Annotated in this window: 16 protein-coding genes; 5 read left to right on the plus strand and 11 right to left on the minus strand. The window is 40.3% G+C overall.

Annotated features, from left to right (window positions below; translation table 11 throughout):
* Window positions 1-33 precede the first annotated feature (33 nt).
* From L7A31_RS06090 to ppsA, 5 genes are all read right to left on the minus strand, one after another.
* Window positions 34-531 carry a hypothetical protein gene (locus L7A31_RS06090; protein WP_237360602.1) on the minus strand — a complete coding sequence of 166 codons (498 nt, stop codon included), beginning with the start codon at window positions 529-531 and terminating at the stop codon, window positions 34-36.
* A 102-nt stretch (window positions 532-633) separates the two neighbouring features.
* The gene (locus tag L7A31_RS06095) at window positions 634-1,413 is read right to left on the minus strand and encodes a GNAT family N-acetyltransferase (protein ID WP_237360603.1); all 780 of its coding nucleotides are present in this window, start codon (window positions 1,411-1,413) and stop codon (window positions 634-636) included.
* Window positions 1,414-1,715: 302 nt separating this feature from the next.
* On the minus strand, window positions 1,716-2,336 hold the full coding sequence (locus tag L7A31_RS06100) for a hypothetical protein (protein WP_237360604.1): 621 nt from the start codon (window positions 2,334-2,336) through the stop codon (window positions 1,716-1,718).
* 390 nt (window positions 2,337-2,726) lie between these two features.
* Window positions 2,727-4,052 carry a PAS domain-containing sensor histidine kinase gene (locus L7A31_RS06105; RefSeq protein WP_237360605.1) on the minus strand — a complete coding sequence of 442 codons (1,326 nt, stop codon included), beginning with the start codon at window positions 4,050-4,052 and terminating at the stop codon, window positions 2,727-2,729.
* Window positions 4,053-4,381: 329 nt separating this feature from the next.
* Window positions 4,382-6,754: a phosphoenolpyruvate synthase gene (ppsA, locus tag L7A31_RS06110; protein ID WP_237360606.1), complete on the minus strand. Its 2,373-nt coding sequence runs from the start codon at window positions 6,752-6,754 to the stop codon at window positions 4,382-4,384.
* A gap of 169 nt (window positions 6,755-6,923) precedes the next feature.
* Between ppsA and ppsR the strand changes: the two genes are divergently transcribed.
* A complete protein-coding gene (gene ppsR, locus L7A31_RS06115; RefSeq protein WP_237360607.1) occupies window positions 6,924-7,757 on the plus strand; it encodes a posphoenolpyruvate synthetase regulatory kinase/phosphorylase PpsR in 834 nt (277 codons plus the stop codon).
* Between the two features lie 338 nt (window positions 7,758-8,095).
* Here the strand turns inward: ppsR and L7A31_RS06120 are convergent, their stop codons facing one another.
* Window positions 8,096-8,941: an MBL fold metallo-hydrolase gene (locus L7A31_RS06120; RefSeq protein ID WP_237360767.1), complete on the minus strand. Its 846-nt coding sequence runs from the start codon at window positions 8,939-8,941 to the stop codon at window positions 8,096-8,098.
* A gap of 399 nt (window positions 8,942-9,340) precedes the next feature.
* Between L7A31_RS06120 and L7A31_RS06125 the strand changes: the two genes are divergently transcribed.
* The 3 genes from L7A31_RS06125 to L7A31_RS06135 all read left to right on the plus strand — a co-directional run bounded on the left by L7A31_RS06125 (window position 9,341) and on the right by L7A31_RS06135 (window position 10,750).
* Window positions 9,341-9,910 (plus strand): Crp/Fnr family transcriptional regulator, encoded by a 570-nt coding sequence (locus L7A31_RS06125; protein WP_237360608.1) that lies wholly within the window; start codon window positions 9,341-9,343, stop codon window positions 9,908-9,910.
* Window positions 9,911-9,974: 64 nt separating this feature from the next.
* The gene (locus L7A31_RS06130; protein WP_237360609.1) at window positions 9,975-10,592 is read left to right on the plus strand and encodes a cysteine hydrolase family protein; all 618 of its coding nucleotides are present in this window, start codon (window positions 9,975-9,977) and stop codon (window positions 10,590-10,592) included.
* An 11-nt stretch (window positions 10,593-10,603) separates the two neighbouring features.
* Complete coding sequence (locus tag L7A31_RS06135; protein ID WP_237360610.1) at window positions 10,604-10,750, plus strand: RidA family protein; 147 nt, start codon at window positions 10,604-10,606, stop codon at window positions 10,748-10,750.
* A gap of 707 nt (window positions 10,751-11,457) precedes the next feature.
* Here L7A31_RS06135 and L7A31_RS06140 read toward each other — a convergent pair.
* Entirely contained in the window at window positions 11,458-12,228 is a 771-nt protein-coding gene (locus L7A31_RS06140) for a substrate-binding periplasmic protein (RefSeq protein WP_237360611.1), read from the minus strand.
* Window positions 12,229-12,663: 435 nt separating this feature from the next.
* Here L7A31_RS06140 and L7A31_RS06145 point away from each other — a divergent pair, with 435 nt between their 5' ends.
* Entirely contained in the window at window positions 12,664-13,077 is a 414-nt protein-coding gene (locus tag L7A31_RS06145; protein ID WP_237360612.1) for a VF530 family protein, read from the plus strand.
* 68 nt (window positions 13,078-13,145) lie between these two features.
* On the opposite strand, the gene L7A31_RS06150 is transcribed toward L7A31_RS06145, so the two are convergent.
* From L7A31_RS06150 to L7A31_RS06165, 4 genes are all read right to left on the minus strand, one after another.
* Window positions 13,146-14,393, minus strand: coding sequence for a DEAD/DEAH box helicase (locus L7A31_RS06150; RefSeq protein WP_237360613.1), 1,248 nt, complete (start codon window positions 14,391-14,393; stop codon window positions 13,146-13,148).
* 241 nt (window positions 14,394-14,634) lie between these two features.
* Window positions 14,635-14,973: a darcynin family protein gene (locus L7A31_RS06155; protein ID WP_237360614.1), complete on the minus strand. Its 339-nt coding sequence runs from the start codon at window positions 14,971-14,973 to the stop codon at window positions 14,635-14,637.
* Window positions 14,974-15,149: 176 nt separating this feature from the next.
* A complete protein-coding gene (locus L7A31_RS06160) occupies window positions 15,150-15,554 on the minus strand; it encodes a bleomycin resistance protein (RefSeq protein WP_237360615.1) in 405 nt (134 codons plus the stop codon).
* 47 nt (window positions 15,555-15,601) lie between these two features.
* Window positions 15,602-16,081, minus strand: coding sequence for a MazG-related protein (locus L7A31_RS06165; RefSeq protein WP_237360616.1), 480 nt, complete (start codon window positions 16,079-16,081; stop codon window positions 15,602-15,604).
* Window positions 16,082-16,086 lie beyond the last annotated feature (5 nt).

Genomic DNA, 16,086 nt, shown 5'->3' on the forward strand with positions numbered 1-16,086 from the left:
CTGTCTCAAATTCTTTGTTATGTTTTACTTTCGCTAATGTGACGTTTCAGAACTAGATGACGAAAAAAACACTTTATAATTATCCAGTTTCTCTAATTTACTTTGGTAGTGAGAAACTATTGAAAATTCAATATAGTCTTCTGCTTCGATGCCCAGAGGTGATGGATTTGGGTAGATGATAGCTAACGCTAAATATTTCGATAAATGAGGCTCACTGTTCAGTAAAGCCGAAAGACGCCCCGAAAATTCTTCATGCCACTCTTGTACAGTCCATGCGTTGTTAATCGAAGTGCTAGTAATTTGTCTGTCAAATCTGGCTACATCCGCAATGCAATCGTGGAAGAATTTCCAAGGCCGATGATCAAATCCATCTAACCGAATGAAAATATTTGCTATTTTATCCAATTCATTAGTTTGGAAAGCATAAAGTCGTTCTACAACATGACTCTGGATGATATCCAAGCAACTTCCATACGCTCTTTCTTGAAGATCTAGTTCTGAATTTCCATCAAATGTATGGCTGACCATCATAAGTTACTCTTCAGTTGAATAAAAACATAATGCTACATTAAGGTGTGAGCGGCGCTTGGCTATACTTGAGCCAAGAGTTGCGAATCACTCTTAAAGGACTTGTTATATTTCTATATCTTTGCACCACACGCTGCGCACACCAACACTACTAAAACCAACTGATTTACAATTCTTGCTACTAGTGCTTCTTGGCATTACATCAGTTAAAAGCACCTGCAAACCTAAAGATATTGCATCTGAGATTCGAGCTCTCAGTAACGCAGCTTGACACCCATTTGAACGATAGTTCTCTTGTGTATACGCATTGGCTAATATTGCAAATTCATTCTCGATAAAGCTCGTTGCCCAAGCACACGGCTCACCATTTATTTTTGCGATATAACAGCGAAATGTGTCAGTACAATAAAGTGAGCGCTTCTTATCCCAGATTTCATCCGAACACTCTATACCTGACGTTTTGAGTAAGGTTAGAAACGCATTGACATTTTCATGTGTCCATCGTTCTACTGTGACGTCGTCAGCTACTTCTTCAAGCGGTATGTAGTTTACCGCCCTTAGTTCGAGAAACTCATGCTCATAAGCTGGGACGTAATCACGGTCTGATAGCCATACCTTCAACTCATTAGTTATTGCCTGTGGCTCGATAGCAATTTCAGGAGAAAAGCCATGATTATACAAGTTCAAATAGCTCTCTAAGTCTCCTGTAGTACAAACACCATGGATGATTATCTGGTTATCATACTTCCTTGTTTTGTCTACAAAAACTGAGCACCCTCCAAACGTGGACGAAAAAAGTTCACTTTCTAAATCAGTGAAAAGAGTTCGCTCATTATTAAATTGAAAGTAAGAGCTATATACATCTTTTACTCTTTTATCTTGCATCGTTCCCTCGATATTGAATGAAATCTAACGCCGCAATAAGCGGTGACATACGCGTGCTATGTTTGAGCATTAGCGAGTTGGCACGCGTATAGAATCCGACTTAAATGCTTTGTTAGGTGTATGATCACATGAGTCTATTGACAGTAACCAAAAACAAAATTGCTAAGATTAATACCAAGTTAGTTGTTGATGTAGACAATAGCAATTGAACTGACTCTATATACATTTTGACCTCCAGATTTGATGGAGAAATGTTAGCGTTATTCGGGTTCAATGCTAAGGAAAGTTACACAATTTATGGTTCAACAACTTTCCCTTCTTCTTTTAAGGAAGTTCCCAACGTTTTTTCTCGATAACTCGACATCCCAACTCGTAACGATTGCCACTACATTGACAAAAACATCCGAGTTAGAAAGCTTAATATCATCACTACATTTATCTAAAAATACAAAAGTCCATGCATTGAATATTTTTTCCACAACATTCTGCGATTTTGCTTTGATAAAGTGTGCGTGATACCCAGACTCCAACTCCGCTTTATCGGTTAACAAGTCTAGAAAATCTACTACAGATATGCAGTCAAAATGCTTAAAGCCTTGAGAATCAGCTTTACATGGCTTTAAGCCCAAATCATTAGTGCCTATTTGCAAAGCTCGGTCCGTTTTTGCATCATGCCTTGCAACCAATTCCCGCAGTTTTTGGGTAGATTTAGCTATATCGTCAAAAAGCTCACGCATCTCTTTAGGGTAATTTGCCAGATTTTGAGTTAATTGAATTGAACCGCTTTCATCTATTGGCAGTTGTCCAAGTCCATCCAGTTGATATTCCAGGTTTTTTATTAGGTGAGTAAACTCCTTCACCGGCACTTGAAGAAGTGAGTTTAATGAATCTAACTGATATTGACTTAGTTTATTTTCGACCATACTTTACCAATACACTTAACATTCTTATTAACAAGCTGGCTCGTTTTGTCGCCAGCCTAACTGTCAACCAATCTATCATAACTCTTTAAAAAACAAAGCATATTAACCTTGTCTTCCATTTAACCTTCACATGAAAACGAGCTGTCAGTTCCGACAAAACAAGCCACCTTTCCTTACTCAAGCACGGTTCAATTCCAATAAGCTCTATAAATACACAGATAAATGGGGGAGATAGCAAAATAATGGCCTTTTGTATCGACTCAAATTCACCATGAGCTAATCAATCGCAAACTTAGGGCATATTTGGAGTGGACAGCAAAACTGAGTAAATAGTCTAGATTATTTATGGGAATAAACGCGTTTAAGATTGAAAAAGATATAACCAGTACTTTAAGCTGGAATATGCCCACTCTCAGTATTTAAGGGGAGGATAATTGTAAACTCAACTCCCTCATTCAAGTTACTCACACACTTAATTGAGCCTTTTAAAGTTTGATTAATGATATTAAAGACTAGGTTAAGCCCTAACCCACTACTCCCGTTGCATCGATTGGTCGTGAAAAATGGGTCATAAATCTTGGGTAGCGTTGCTGCATCTATCCCTTTCCCAGAATCACGGTAAGTTAGGGTAATGTGAGTGTCCTGCTCGATGACGATTATTTCTATCTTTCCTTTTTCACATTCATCAAAGCCGTGGACTAGTGAGTTTTGCAATAGATTCGTTATCACTTGGGCAAAAGAACCTGGCTCGGAAAAGATGTTTAACTCTTTATTACAGGTAAGTGTAGTGGTGATTGATTGCCCATTAATTTGCGGGCCAAAAATCATAATTGTGTCAGTTAGGACATTATGTAAATTGAATGTTTGGTGAACTGTATTACTTTGATCAATAGCCATACGTTTGAAACTTTTAATCAGATTAGCGGCGCGATCTAAGCTAGTTGCAAGTATTCGACAGCCCGATTCCGTAGCGATGATATGTTCTTTTAGCTCCTCCAATGTTAACTTTTCACCCTCAAGCTTACTCGCAATGGTATGTATTTCATCAGCGATATGACTAGTGGCGGTAATGCTGATGCCTAAAGGGGTATTCACTTCATGGGCGATACCAGCGACAAGCCCACCTAATGAAGAGTGCTTCTCAGATTCAATTAGCTGACTTTGGGTCTCTTTTAAATGATCTAAAGCTGCTTGTAAGTCCTTAGTGGCATCATTAACTCTGTCTTTCAGTTCGTCATTTAGGCGCAGTAATGCTTCCTTTGCTAATGTTTCCTCTGTTGTCTCTCTTGTGACTCCCATAAGCTTTATGACTTCACCATTCGCGTTTAGCATCGGTATAAAATTAGAAGCAAAGCTGCGTTTATCCAGCCCCACACCGACACTGAAATCGAAATTTGGAATCGGCTCACCTTGAATGGCTTTTTGTAATAGGGCTTGAATCCAATCTTGATTATCATCGCCCACAACGCTGGTATAAGGTTTGTCGACGACTTGGTCTTCGACTTCAAGCCCCATCATATTGAGGCCTGCTCGATTCATTTTTTTTAAGCATCCATCCAAACCAATTTCATGAATACAAACGGGCGCATAGTTCACGAGATCGTGATAAGCGTTTTTCTCATCGACTTCCGCCGAAGAGAGCTTTTCAATATGTTGATCCAAAGGGCAATACTCACCTTGTGAGCCGTTATCTGATTTAGAAGTAGAAGACGTCATTGCAAGCCTATACCGTTGTATATTCTCTGGATTAGTATAGTTCTGATTTTCGTATTTGCTTCATTTGCAACGGGGCATTGGTGTATGAGAAATAGGTCCCCGAAGGGCTAGAAAAGTGTGTATTTGTTAGCTTGGAGTAGCTTTGTTGCGCTAAAACCTCCAAGAGAAGTTGCACGGCTCAAACAAGCACTGCAGTACATGAGTCCTGTAGGTTATTGGACTTTGAGGTATCTGAACCTTGCCACTTACAAAAAATAAGCGGCAAGGTTTTTACTAGCACGTGAACCTTTAGTTATAAGGTTCACAGTATTTTTTGCGCTCAGCGTTATCTACTTAGGCGCAACTTCCCCTAATTTAAGCCAAGTATCGAGAACGGTGTCAGGATTTAGCGAAACAGAACTGATGCCTTGCTCCATTAACCATTCAGCAAGATCTTCATGATCTGATGGTCCTTGACCGCAAATACCAACATACTTTCCAGCTTTTTTGGCCGCGTCTATCGCCATAGATAACATCGCTTTGACCGCCGGGTTCCGCTCATCAAACAAATGGGCGACATCACCTGAGTCTCTATCTAACCCCAACGTGAGCTGAGTCATATCATTTGACCCGATGGAGAATCCATCGAAGTATCTGAGGAACTGTTCTGCAAGTACCGCGTTAGAAGGTAGCTCACACATCATAATCACTTTTAAGCCCTGATCGCCTCGACGCAAGTCGTACTTGGCGAGTAGATCAATGACTGAACTGGCTTCAGAAGGAGTACGTACAAACGGGATCATGATCTCCACGTTTTTAAAGCCCATCTCATTTCGTACCCGCTTAATCGCTTGGGTCTCTAGCTCAAAACATTGTTCAAAGGCAGGTGATATATAACGAGAGGCGCCACGGAACCCAAGCATTGGGTTCTCTTCATGTGGTTCATAAGCACTCCCACCAATCAGGTTGCTATATTCATTTGATTTGAAATCCGACATCCTTACAATCACTCGTTTAGGCCAGAATGCAGCGGCAATAGTAGCAATACCTTCCGTCAACTTGCTCACATAAAAATCAATCGGGTTCTTGTAACCTCGTATGCGCTGATTAATCTCCTTTTTCAACTCATCGGTTTGCTGGTTAAAGTTCAGCAATGCTTTAGGGTGAATGCCGATCATTTTATTGATAATAAACTCCAGACGAGCAAGCCCTACTCCTTCATTTGGAATTTGGGCAAAATCGAACGCACGCTCAGGGTTCCCCACATTCATCATCACCTTAGTCGGTAGCAGGGGCAATTCATCCACGGAAGAACGTTTCACCTCAAACTCAAGCTCACCACTATACACATAGCCCGTCTCACCTTCTGAGCACGACGCGGTGACTACACTGCCATCTTCCAATTTTGTTGTCGCATCCCCACAACCTACTATCGCAGGTATTCCAAGTTCCCGCGCAATAATGGCTGCGTGGCAGGTGCGACCACCACGATTGGTCACTATCGCGGAGGCTTTTTTCATAACGGGCTCCCAATCTGGGTCTGTCATGTCGGTAACTAAAACATCACCATCTTGCACCAAAGACATCTGATCTAAAGAGTCAACCAAACGTACAGTGCCACCTCCTATGCGTTGACCTATCGCTCGGCCTTCAACTAACACATCTGCTTTGTTATTTAGTTCATAACGCTCTATGACATTTTGATCGCTCTGTGAGCACACTGTTTCTGGCCTTGCCTGAACAATGTACAACTTCCCATCGATACCATCTTTTGCCCACTCTATGTCCATTGGACGTTGATAGTGCTTTTCTATAATAAGAGCTTGTTTCGCCAGCTCCTGAATCTCTGAGTCTGTTAATGAGAACTGAGCTCGTTCATTATCAGTGGTATCAATAATACTGACTTGCTTGCCAATCTCTTGGTCATTGGAATAAACCATCTTGGTCATCTTGGAACCAAACGTCTTCTTTACAATTGGATTGTGTCCAGCTTCCAACATCGCTTTATGTACATAGAATTCATCTGGGTTGACAGCGCCTTGGACTACCATCTCACCTAAGCCCCAAGCCGAAGTAATAAACACCACTTGATCAAAGCCAGATTCAGTATCAAGGGTAAACATGACACCGGAAGATGCTTTGTCTGAACGCACCATTCGTTGAATACCAGCGGATAGAGAAATACCACGGTGATCGAAACCTTGGTGAACACGATAAGAAATCGCACGATCGTTAAATAAGGAGGCATAGACGTGTTTTGTTGCTTCTAATACCGCATCGACCCCTTTGACATTAAGAAATGTTTCTTGTTGACCAGCAAAAGAAGCATCGGGTAAGTCTTCTGCTGTGGCAGATGAGCGCACCGCAACGGAGATCTCTTGATTGTCGTCAACCAACTCTAAATAATTGGTTCTAATATCTTGTTCGAGATCATCTGGAAAAGGTGCATCCATTACCCATTGACGAATCATGGCACCCGTTTTGCGAAGCTCATCAACGTTATCAACGTCAAGTTCATCAAGCAGCTGATGGATACGCTCGTCAAGCCCACCAAAATCTAGAAACTGATTAAACGCATACGATGTTGTTGCAAATCCATTGGGCACGCTAACGCCCACACTCGAAAGGTTAGAGACCATTTCGCCTAATGAGGCATTTTTTCCGCCGACTTTATCGACATCTTGCATAGATAGGCCATCAAACCAGAGGGTATTCTTTTGCATCTTTTTCTCCACACACAGTACAGTTTTATTTTATGGATAAAGCAAACGATTGCTTCACCCAAAACACATTATTTTATCAAGCTGTGGCAGGCGCAATTGCCAGCCGAGTTTTATTATCGGTATTATGGTGACCATCCTACTCAAACCAATTTTCATTGCTAAATAAAATATGCCAACTAATAGTCAAAGCCGTGATGTGTTCTATGTTTCTGACGGAACTGCTATCACATGTGAAACCCTAGGTCATGTAGTATTGGGGCAATTTCAGTTTGATGTGAACGAGAAGACTTTTCCATTTGTTGAAAGTGAAGACAAATTGTCCGATCTGCTAAAAGAAATTTCCAACTCATATAAAAACAAGGGGAATAAACCCCTAGTCTTCTTCTCTATTGTCATACCCGAACTAAAGAAAAAGCTACTAGACGCTCCAGCCCATTGCTACGACGTCCTCGAAGATATCGTAAAAAAAGTTAAAAATGACATACAAATCGAACCAAAACCGAAGCTTCAGCGCTCACGTAGTGTCAGTAAAGACTCCAAGAGCTATTTCGACCGCATCAACGCCATCGAATACACTTTGGCTCACGATGACGGTATAAAGCTTACTAACCTAAATGATGCCGATATCATATTGCTGGGCGTTTCTAGAAGTGGCAAAACCCCGACTAGCCTTTATATGGCAATGCAATTTGGCCTTAGAGTGGTCAACTATCCTTATATACAAGAAGATATGAGTAGCTTAAAGCTACTGAAAGAATTCGAAGTACACCGACACAAGTTATTTGGCTTAACCATCTTACCCGAACGTTTAACGGAAATACGAGAGAACCGATTAGCAGGGAGCAAGTATGCCGATATAGAGCAATGCATTAGTGAAATAGAAAAAGTGGAGGCCTTATTTAGACGTGAAGCCATTCCATATATCAATACGTCATCTCTATCCGTAGAAGAAATTTCGGCTCGAATACTGGAAAGATCAGGCTTAAGACGACGGTTACTGTGATATTAATCTACTTTATACCCCAGTGACTTCACGAAGTGGGGGTATCTATTCGCCCCGTCATTATGCCTAACCCGAGAACATGCGTCAGGGGCATTGCTTTGCGCACTCCTGAAAGAGATCCTTATGTTGATTATATCGGTTATGTATGGACAGATGGCATCACAGTCATTGCATCCAAAGATAAAGTAATTAAATAGCTTAGCTCACTTTGTAGTGATAAAAACATTCCTATTTGTTCCAAAAACCTCAAATAGGAATGGAGGAAAGTCATGTTCGGAAAAATGCCTTTTCCGTAGCAGCTGCTACCCCAGATAAATTTTCCTGTTGGTGATATAACCCTATATGGTCAGGCTTCGACCCGTTGGAAAGTATTCAAGTCGATCACCAAGCACGTTCTTAAGTATTCCGTACGCCTTTATCCCAGTGCAATGGCCTGTATACAATTTATCTACGGGGTAGCTGAGCAATGTTTCTCCAATGGCTTCAATGTCATTTTTACTACCACCGATGCTATTAAATAAAGGAAGGCCGACCAAATGAAAGCCGCCCACAACAGCTTTGATCCTAGAACCTGGGAACAACTGAACTGTTGTCTCTAGCATATTAAGTACACCGTTGTGAGCACATCCGGTAAAGATCACTATACCATCATCCTCTTTTACTATAAGTAGCAATTCATGCTTAAAGGTATCAGCGTGATAACCTGTATCACTTTGAGTAAAAAGATATTTATTTCCTTTGGGAAGAGAGTGCTTATTGCTTAACTCCGTAACAATAAAAATATCAGGGTATATTTCGGTTAAAGTGTCGACAAAAACGAATCTATTTGGGGACTGTTTCAGCACACCTTTATTGAAACCTACATTGTTCCTGAAGCCGAATGCCTTAAAAACGTATTCAATATTTTCACAATCCCGAATAAAAACTGGAGCAGTAGAGTTGAGCGAAAGGAAGTGAGTAACACCATTGCAGTGATCATTATGGTGATGTGAAATAACCGCAGCATCGACAGATTTCATATTGATGTTTAGTCGTTTTGCGTTGTCACAAAAAGCCTGACTATTACCAGCATCAAATAGTATTTGTTTACCCATTGTTTCTGCATGGAACGACAAACCTCTCTCTACTTTGAGATCGGGCCGATTGCCGAGCCGAGTATTTTCAACTAAAGCTGTCAGCAGCATCATTTTCCTCTGCAATGAGTCAATTTGTAAATATTGGGTCTTCGGCTGATTATCCTCGATAAATATGAGTGGTTCTATGAACCAAACTCCAATTGTTCTGCACGATTAACTCCGCTTTAATTTTACTTGGGTATACACAGCGGTTTGTTGTCTTATCCTGTGAAGCTTTGGTGCAAAATTGCCTTGAGATATTAAACGTGCTTCAAAAGCACTCGAGTTAACCAAATTAGCCTGAATAATATGTGCATTGATAAACAACAATGGGGCAAATTTAGCGCGAAAAATCACAGACTATCGCTACATAAAATAAATGTTAGGCATTATTGATTGATCCGAATACCAATGCTGTATAGTACTATTACCACCGATAGTCCCCCTAGTCCCAAGAGCAGGATCTACATGTCATACCCAAACTTCGATAATTTGCTGTTAGAGCTTGGCTTAAGTGCTCCCCAAATTGAAAATTTACTGTTTAGTTTTAAAAGTGCACAGTTTAAGAAGGGACACCACATCCTGAATATCAACGAAGTATTTAGTCATGTATACCTACTAAGCGAGGGTTCAGTACGATTTTACTATCTTACTCCTGATGGAAACGAAGCTAACAAATTGTTTTTGTTTGACAAAGATGTGTTTTTCCCTGTTGCACCTATTGCGCGTAACCGCCCAAGCTTATTCGGCATTGTTACCTGCGAACAAACACACCTCCGATACATAGATTTCGACCAATTCAAGGAGCAACTTACCAGTCTCAATATTTGGGACAAATTCTACATGACGTACCTAGAGTGGTTAGCAGATGCCAAAGTTGATCGAGAGTATCGTCTATTAACCCTAGACAAGTCGGAGCTTATTCAACAACTTACCCTTAAAGAGCCCAAATTGTTTGAAAGAATCAGTGACTGCCATATAGCAAGTTATTTAGGAATGAGCCCTGTAACATTCTCAAGATTAAAACACTCACCTTAACATTTGATAATGCACTTCCTTCCCACCACATATAACCTTTTATTCCTTCGAATAAGAAGGACTAATGATGGAAAAGCTAGATTTATTACCAGCGCAGACTGCACTTGTTTTAATTGAATATCAGAACGAATGGGTAAGTGATTACGGTAGCCTGAGAAGCAAGCTTGTTTTAGATGAAGAGCAATTTGAGCAAGCAATTACTCACTCTAAAAGAGCTTTGTCTTTATCTAGAGAATTAGGGTTTACTGTTATTCACGTTCTCATGAAGCCCGACAAACAATACAAAGTTTTCGGACAAGCAGAATTTGGGCTAAGAAGTGCCATTTCCAAATCCAAACGATGGCAAGGATTTCAAGGGGAAATTCATCCCGATTTTCTGCCTCAAGAAAATGAACATACGGTCACAGAACGGGTAGGTGCTAGTGCTTTTTCTGGTAGTAACTTAGATTGCTTCTTAAGAAATAACGGTATTACGAATCTAATATTAGCTGGCTTTGCTACCCATGTATGTGTGGAGTCAACTCTGAGATCAGCTCATGACCTCGGATACAATACATTTGTTGTTACTGAAGCGACTGGGTCTTTTACGAATATGCAAAAGTCGTATTTTAGTGAGCATGTTGTCCATCATTTTGGAAAAGAGATTCGCGTGTCTGATTTGTATTCGTTGTCATTCAATTAAAGGAGAATGTAATGGTAGAACGGCAGTCTTATAAAAGCTTACCAAAAGCAATTGGGCCCTATGTACATGGAATCAAGCACAATGGCACACTTTATATCTCTGGGCTAACAGCTTATGGTACCGATGCTCAATCTAAGACACTGCTTACAATAGGGTAAACTAAACATTTTCGAACTCCAACCGACGGCTGGGGCTGGAGTTCAAGTCTGTATTAGATATGCTAGGGGAAAGATGGTCACTGTAGTAAAAGTTTGCATTCAAACTTAACTTTGTTTTGGGCATAAGCTAACCATTCTGAGGGCGTAAAGACACCCCCTAAAGGGATGTTTACGATATCACTACCTAAATAGGCCTTAATGAAATCCTAGTCTTATAAAGTGGCTGATCAAAGAAAAAACCATTTTTGCAGCAACACCTTTTTCGCAAATATAGCCTCCCCCCACTTTCCCAAGCTTTTTTACGCGCGCTACACCTCTCTAGCCACCATTAATGGCTACTATCAGAACAATGAAGGGGGCGATAAGTCCTAGAAGGGCAGCCCAGCCAAAGAAGTAGTAATACGAACGATCTAAGTTCATAAGATATTTCAACATTTGTTTTCCTCGTTACCTTAGTGACCTGATACCAGTTAGAGCACAAGCGTCATTTATCGCAAACTCTTAAACATTCATTTAGTATACATGTTTAAGAGTTTGATTCAACAGCATGAGTCAGTAGCAAAAATTTCTTGATTACTACCTGATCTACAAAACTTTTCAGCTACTAGTGAGTTGGGAACTGCAAGGAGCCCACAGCCATTGTAAGAAACCAGATCTGCTTTGGATTGATACTCTACGGCTTGAATGATGTGCTTTTCTTCTAGTATTTAGGGAGTAGTGGGTAATGTGTTAGCCTTGATATATTTGGATATAATTTTATCTCGAGTACCATCTTTTTCCATCTGTTTAAGAGTACTATCTAATTGTTTTAAAATAGCCCTATATTCTGATTTACGCCCTATTAGTAGTTTTAGATTCACTTGTTTTTTAAGGTCTGCCACTCTTGTTATCTGATGAATAAGATTATATTTCTTCAAGTTATAAAGCGTTACTATCTTTGAGCCGACAATGATGTCCCCTCTTCTTTTAATAAGCTTTTGTAAGCTCACCAAAAGATCTTTTGAACCGTAATCTACTTCATGGTCAACCAAATTCTTCTTGGCCCATCCGTTTCCCAAATATGAAATAATTTTATAAGGTTTTAAATCGTTAATAGTCTGAGCTTTTTCTAATGTAACTCGCTCCGGATGTGATGGATACGTAAAAACCGCCACTTTTTCTATAATGATAGGTACTTCATTTGCAATGCTGTATTCCAATCGTTCCGATGTAGGTATTGTAATAAACCCATCGTCTATCCCTTTCTGCACATTCATCTGAGCTCTTGTCCAAGGATAGCTCTGAAACTTGATTGGTATATTCATACGAACTTCTATAGCCTCCTTGAGGATATCGACATATATCCCTTGAGACGCTTCCCCTTTCTCAGCCCAAACATACGGTTTAAAATAACTATGATTGATAGTTAACTCACTCTTAGTTTCTGAAAATACTAGAAATGGCATAAGCAATATCGAGAAAGCAAAGTTTCTGTACATATCGTTTCCTATGAATTACAAAATAGATTTTTCCAATTTTTTAAGTCATAAAAACTTAAATCATCCAATAGTATTAGTATGGCAGGCTTTAGATTGATGACTAATTAGAATTTTTACTTTAATCAGCCTAGTTAACTGGCTGTAGATGTTTACTGAAGTGAATTTGAATGTGGAAAAATGGCACATAAAAATTAATGTTGGTAAATTATCAAGTCACTTTTCACTTATTTGTATCGCAAGATTCACCTAGGTGAAATTTTATTACCGTCCTAAAAAATGGAATAAATTGAATCAACTACAGTATGAGAAACCTAGGCAAGCAAACGGAAAAGCTGACCTCATCGTTTTCTTTTCAAACCATCACAGTATGACTATAGATACCTCTGCAACGTATACTTTGCTAAACTCCGCCCTTTAATGAGTGAGGCCCCTAAAATGATGACTGACGAAGAAAGAATCGAACTGCAACGGAACAACCCACTGCACGGGTTAAAGCTAGAAACTATGTTGCAAGAGTTGGTGGATTTTTATGGCTGGGACATTCTAGATACCGCAATGCGTTTTAATTGCTTCAATACTAAACCTTCAATTGCAAGTAGCGTGAAGTATTTAAAGAAAACCGATTGGGCGAGAGAGAAGTTAGAAAACTTTTATCTCTATCGCTTTAAGCGCATGCCCCGTGCGAGTGCAGAAGAATATGATTTACCACCGAGAGCTCGTACTTTCCCACATGGTCTAAAGCCTAAAGAGCCTATGCAACTAACCGTTGATTCTATTCTCAAATCGCAAGCTAAAGCAGCATCTGCATTTAAAAAACGCTCTCCTCGTGGACGTCCTACGCGTCGATAACACAACCCCTTAGAATGCAATAAGCCTTGCTCGATATATTCTTAGCAAGGCTCTATTGAACTTCTCTACTAATTGCGTTTTTTCTTCTTTTTTCCTGTACCCGCAGGTTTTGCACGTGGTTTCATTGGCATGAAGTACGCTTCATTTTGGTCATCTTCCACTTCAAAGCCCTCTACCTGCTCACGGTCAAGCTTGAACTTATTTTTCTTTTCTATCACTTTAAAATGGTGATAGTCATCATAATCGATAAGCGATAGGCCTAGACCGACTTCACCTGCACGACCACTGCGCCCGATGCGATGCATATAGTCGGCGGGGCTACGTGGAAGATCAAAGTTTATAACTACTGGTAGTTTTTCTATATCAAGACCACGTGCTGCGATATCAGTAGCGATAAGAACTTGAATCTCACCAGACTTAAAGCCATCGAGGACGCGAGTGCGAGCGCCTTGCCCTTTATCGCCATGGAAAACCTCGGCAGTGATACCACGTTTTGACAATTTTTGAGCTAGGTGGTTACAGGCATTCTTAGCATTGACGAAAATCAACGTCTGTCGCCATTGATGCTGTTTGATTAGGTGCGCAAGTACCGCAGTCTTCTCACCTTTATTTACGCTAAACACACGCTGAACCAAAGTGCTGGCTTCTGCGCTCTGCAATTGAACTTCAACTGGATCGTTGAGTAAGTGCTGAGCCAACGTCGTGACTTTTTCAGGGAAAGTAGCCGAAAATAGCAGCGTCTGTTTCTTCTCTGGCAGTAATTCAAGAATCTTATTCAGTTCGTCAGTAAACCCGAGGCTCAACATACGGTCAGCTTCATCGAGGACGAGTGTTTTTACTTGATTTAGCTTGATAGCATTACTCGATACCAGATCAAGCAATCGACCCGGAGTAGCCACAATAATGTCACTGCCACCACGAAGTGCTAGCATTTGAGGGTTCACCGATACGCCACCAAATACTGCAACCGTTTTAACCTTATCTTTAAGGTGATAGGAATAAGATTTAACGCTGTAGGCCACCTGTGATGCCAGCTCACGAGTTGGAACCAAAATCAGGTGAGAAACAAAATTACCACGACGACTATTCGATGCAGCTTGCTGAACAACTTTTTGCAGAATTGGCAACGCAAAAGCAGCGGTTTTACCAGAACCGGTATTCGCGCCACCAACAATATCCCTACCATTTAGTACATCAGGAATGGTATGTGATTGAATTGGTGTCGGTTGGCTATATTCTAACTCTTCTAGTCGCTCGACTAAGGTTGGAATCAGGCCAAGGTCGGCAAATGTCGCTTGCTGTGTTTTATCTGTCATTACAATGAGTGGCTCAAACTAAGTAAAGGCCGTGCATTTTATGCTATTTAGCGCGAGGATGTTAGCTGTAATGAGCCAAACTGAATTTTGGCGGTAGAATAATTAGTATTGATGACGTTTCTTTCGGCCAACAAAAACTCACAGTGTCAAGGCTACTTATATAACAAGCGAGCAAAGGAGACAGAAACGAGTCAACCACAACATGTTGACTCTATAAGGAATAAGCTGTTCGTTTTGTATATCAAACGTTAGCCGCCCTGGATTCAAACTCTACAAAACCATTTTCGATTGCCGGGAATATATCAACGATTTCAAAGTACGGCTCTGTAAAAACTTTAGTATCTCGCAATTCTTCAATTAAGTAGTAATAGTCTTGAATATTTTCTGTTTCGTATACGGCTATATCACTGCATTTAGCGGTAAATGCTTCGGCATCGTACAGTCTAACGGAAACACTCGGATATCGAGAAAAAATCTCTTCCACTGTTTCGGAAAAATAGGTGTTTCTATCTTCTCTATCGAGAGATAACCAGTTTCTTGTTGCATTCATATGAACGAAAAACGAGTATTTACGCGCCATGCCAACCTCATAGTTTCTTTATTATCAGTAATTTAGATTTTATTGCACCTAGCTCAACATTGGGTCGGTAGCCTTTGTCAACGAAATCTAAACTTGGTAATTAAAGTGGCGCAGGTACATGATTTAATAACATAGTCTTACGCCTCACAAGACCGTTGCTAGTCGGTTGGCAAAAACTAAGTATCCTGACAAAACCTGAATAAGTAGCCATCTGGAGTTTGAACTATAAATTGCTTTTGGATAGCGGTTATTTGACCACATTGATATGACTGCAACTCAAGAGCCAAGTAGATAGAGTCCTTAGCCCTTGTCTGAACCCTCTGATATAGAGCCTCAATATCCACCACATCCCATTGAAAATTGATACCACGACCTAACGGCGCCTCTAAATCACCAGTCTTCCATTTTCGGCTATTTCCTGAAATTCCTTCAAGCATTAAATCCACGCCATCGAGGGTAAGGTAAGCAAACTCTTGCTCTAAACGCTCATACTTAACGGAAAACCCTAATACACTAATAAAGAAAGATTTAGTGATTTCAATATCTAAACAATAAAGTTCAGGTACTACTCTTAATGCCATGGTTTCCCTATTCACTATTTCAAGCCACTACAAGTTAAAGTCCTCGCCTAACATTGATTCAATGTTAGTTCTTGTATGTCGACAAGATCTACTTCCCTACCTAGTATCCGCTTGTATTCAATCAAGCGATGAACAGGAATGACAGGCACTTTAATACCCTGATAGTCTTTCTTCACAGACTCCGAAAACTTAATTTCAAGTGGATACCAAGAACCATCTTGGTATGACTGTATCTTTGTATTTTTAGATAACCCAATTTCTATCTTTTGATCTTGGTAAACCAGTTGAAAATACTCTAGATCCCAGCCATGTTCAACGTAATGAGTTAAAGGTTTGGTTATATATTGCTCTACATGGAACAGCACTTTTTGAGCGTTAGAGTTATGAATATAAAGGTCGATATCTGCAATTGCACGACTACCTCCATGAATAGTGGCAGCTAGCCCGCCGACGATTTGATAGTCCGTACCCTCTGAGTCCAAGATTTCTTTTAGCCACTCCAAGGCTATCTTTACTTTCTCACTCATTTGAC

The organism is Vibrio marisflavi CECT 7928, from assembly GCF_921294215.1.
GTDB lineage: Bacteria > Pseudomonadota > Gammaproteobacteria > Enterobacterales > Vibrionaceae > Vibrio > Vibrio marisflavi.

Bases quoted from the DNA above. Each gene is read 5' to 3' on its own strand.
- L7A31_RS06125 (WP_237360608.1), top strand. From the start codon at position 9,341: ATGTCATACCCAAACTTCGATAATTTGCTGTTAGAGCTTGGCTTAAGT.
- L7A31_RS06155 (WP_237360614.1), bottom strand. From the start codon at position 14,973: ATGGCGCGTAAATACTCGTTTTTCGTTCATATGAATGCAACAAGAAAC.
- L7A31_RS06095 (WP_237360603.1), bottom strand. From the start codon at position 1,413: ATGCAAGATAAAAGAGTAAAAGATGTATATAGCTCTTACTTTCAATTT.
- L7A31_RS06090 (WP_237360602.1), bottom strand. From the start codon at position 531: ATGATGGTCAGCCATACATTTGATGGAAATTCAGAACTAGATCTTCAA.
- ppsR (WP_237360607.1), top strand. From the start codon at position 6,924: ATGCCAACTAATAGTCAAAGCCGTGATGTGTTCTATGTTTCTGACGGA.
- L7A31_RS06160 (WP_237360615.1), bottom strand. From the start codon at position 15,554: ATGGCATTAAGAGTAGTACCTGAACTTTATTGTTTAGATATTGAAATC.
- L7A31_RS06100 (WP_237360604.1), bottom strand. From the start codon at position 2,336: ATGGTCGAAAATAAACTAAGTCAATATCAGTTAGATTCATTAAACTCA.
- L7A31_RS06105 (WP_237360605.1), bottom strand. From the start codon at position 4,052: ATGACGTCTTCTACTTCTAAATCAGATAACGGCTCACAAGGTGAGTAT.
- L7A31_RS06165 (WP_237360616.1), bottom strand. From the start codon at position 16,081: ATGAGTGAGAAAGTAAAGATAGCCTTGGAGTGGCTAAAAGAAATCTTG.
- L7A31_RS06140 (WP_237360611.1), bottom strand. From the start codon at position 12,228: ATGTACAGAAACTTTGCTTTCTCGATATTGCTTATGCCATTTCTAGTA.
- L7A31_RS06130 (WP_237360609.1), top strand. From the start codon at position 9,975: ATGATGGAAAAGCTAGATTTATTACCAGCGCAGACTGCACTTGTTTTA.
- L7A31_RS06135 (WP_237360610.1), top strand. From the start codon at position 10,604: ATGGTAGAACGGCAGTCTTATAAAAGCTTACCAAAAGCAATTGGGCCC.
- L7A31_RS06150 (WP_237360613.1), bottom strand. From the start codon at position 14,393: ATGACAGATAAAACACAGCAAGCGACATTTGCCGACCTTGGCCTGATT.
- ppsA (WP_237360606.1), bottom strand. From the start codon at position 6,754: ATGCAAAAGAATACCCTCTGGTTTGATGGCCTATCTATGCAAGATGTC.
- L7A31_RS06145 (WP_237360612.1), top strand. From the start codon at position 12,664: ATGATGACTGACGAAGAAAGAATCGAACTGCAACGGAACAACCCACTG.
- L7A31_RS06120 (WP_237360767.1), bottom strand. From the start codon at position 8,941: ATGCTGCTGACAGCTTTAGTTGAAAATACTCGGCTCGGCAATCGGCCC.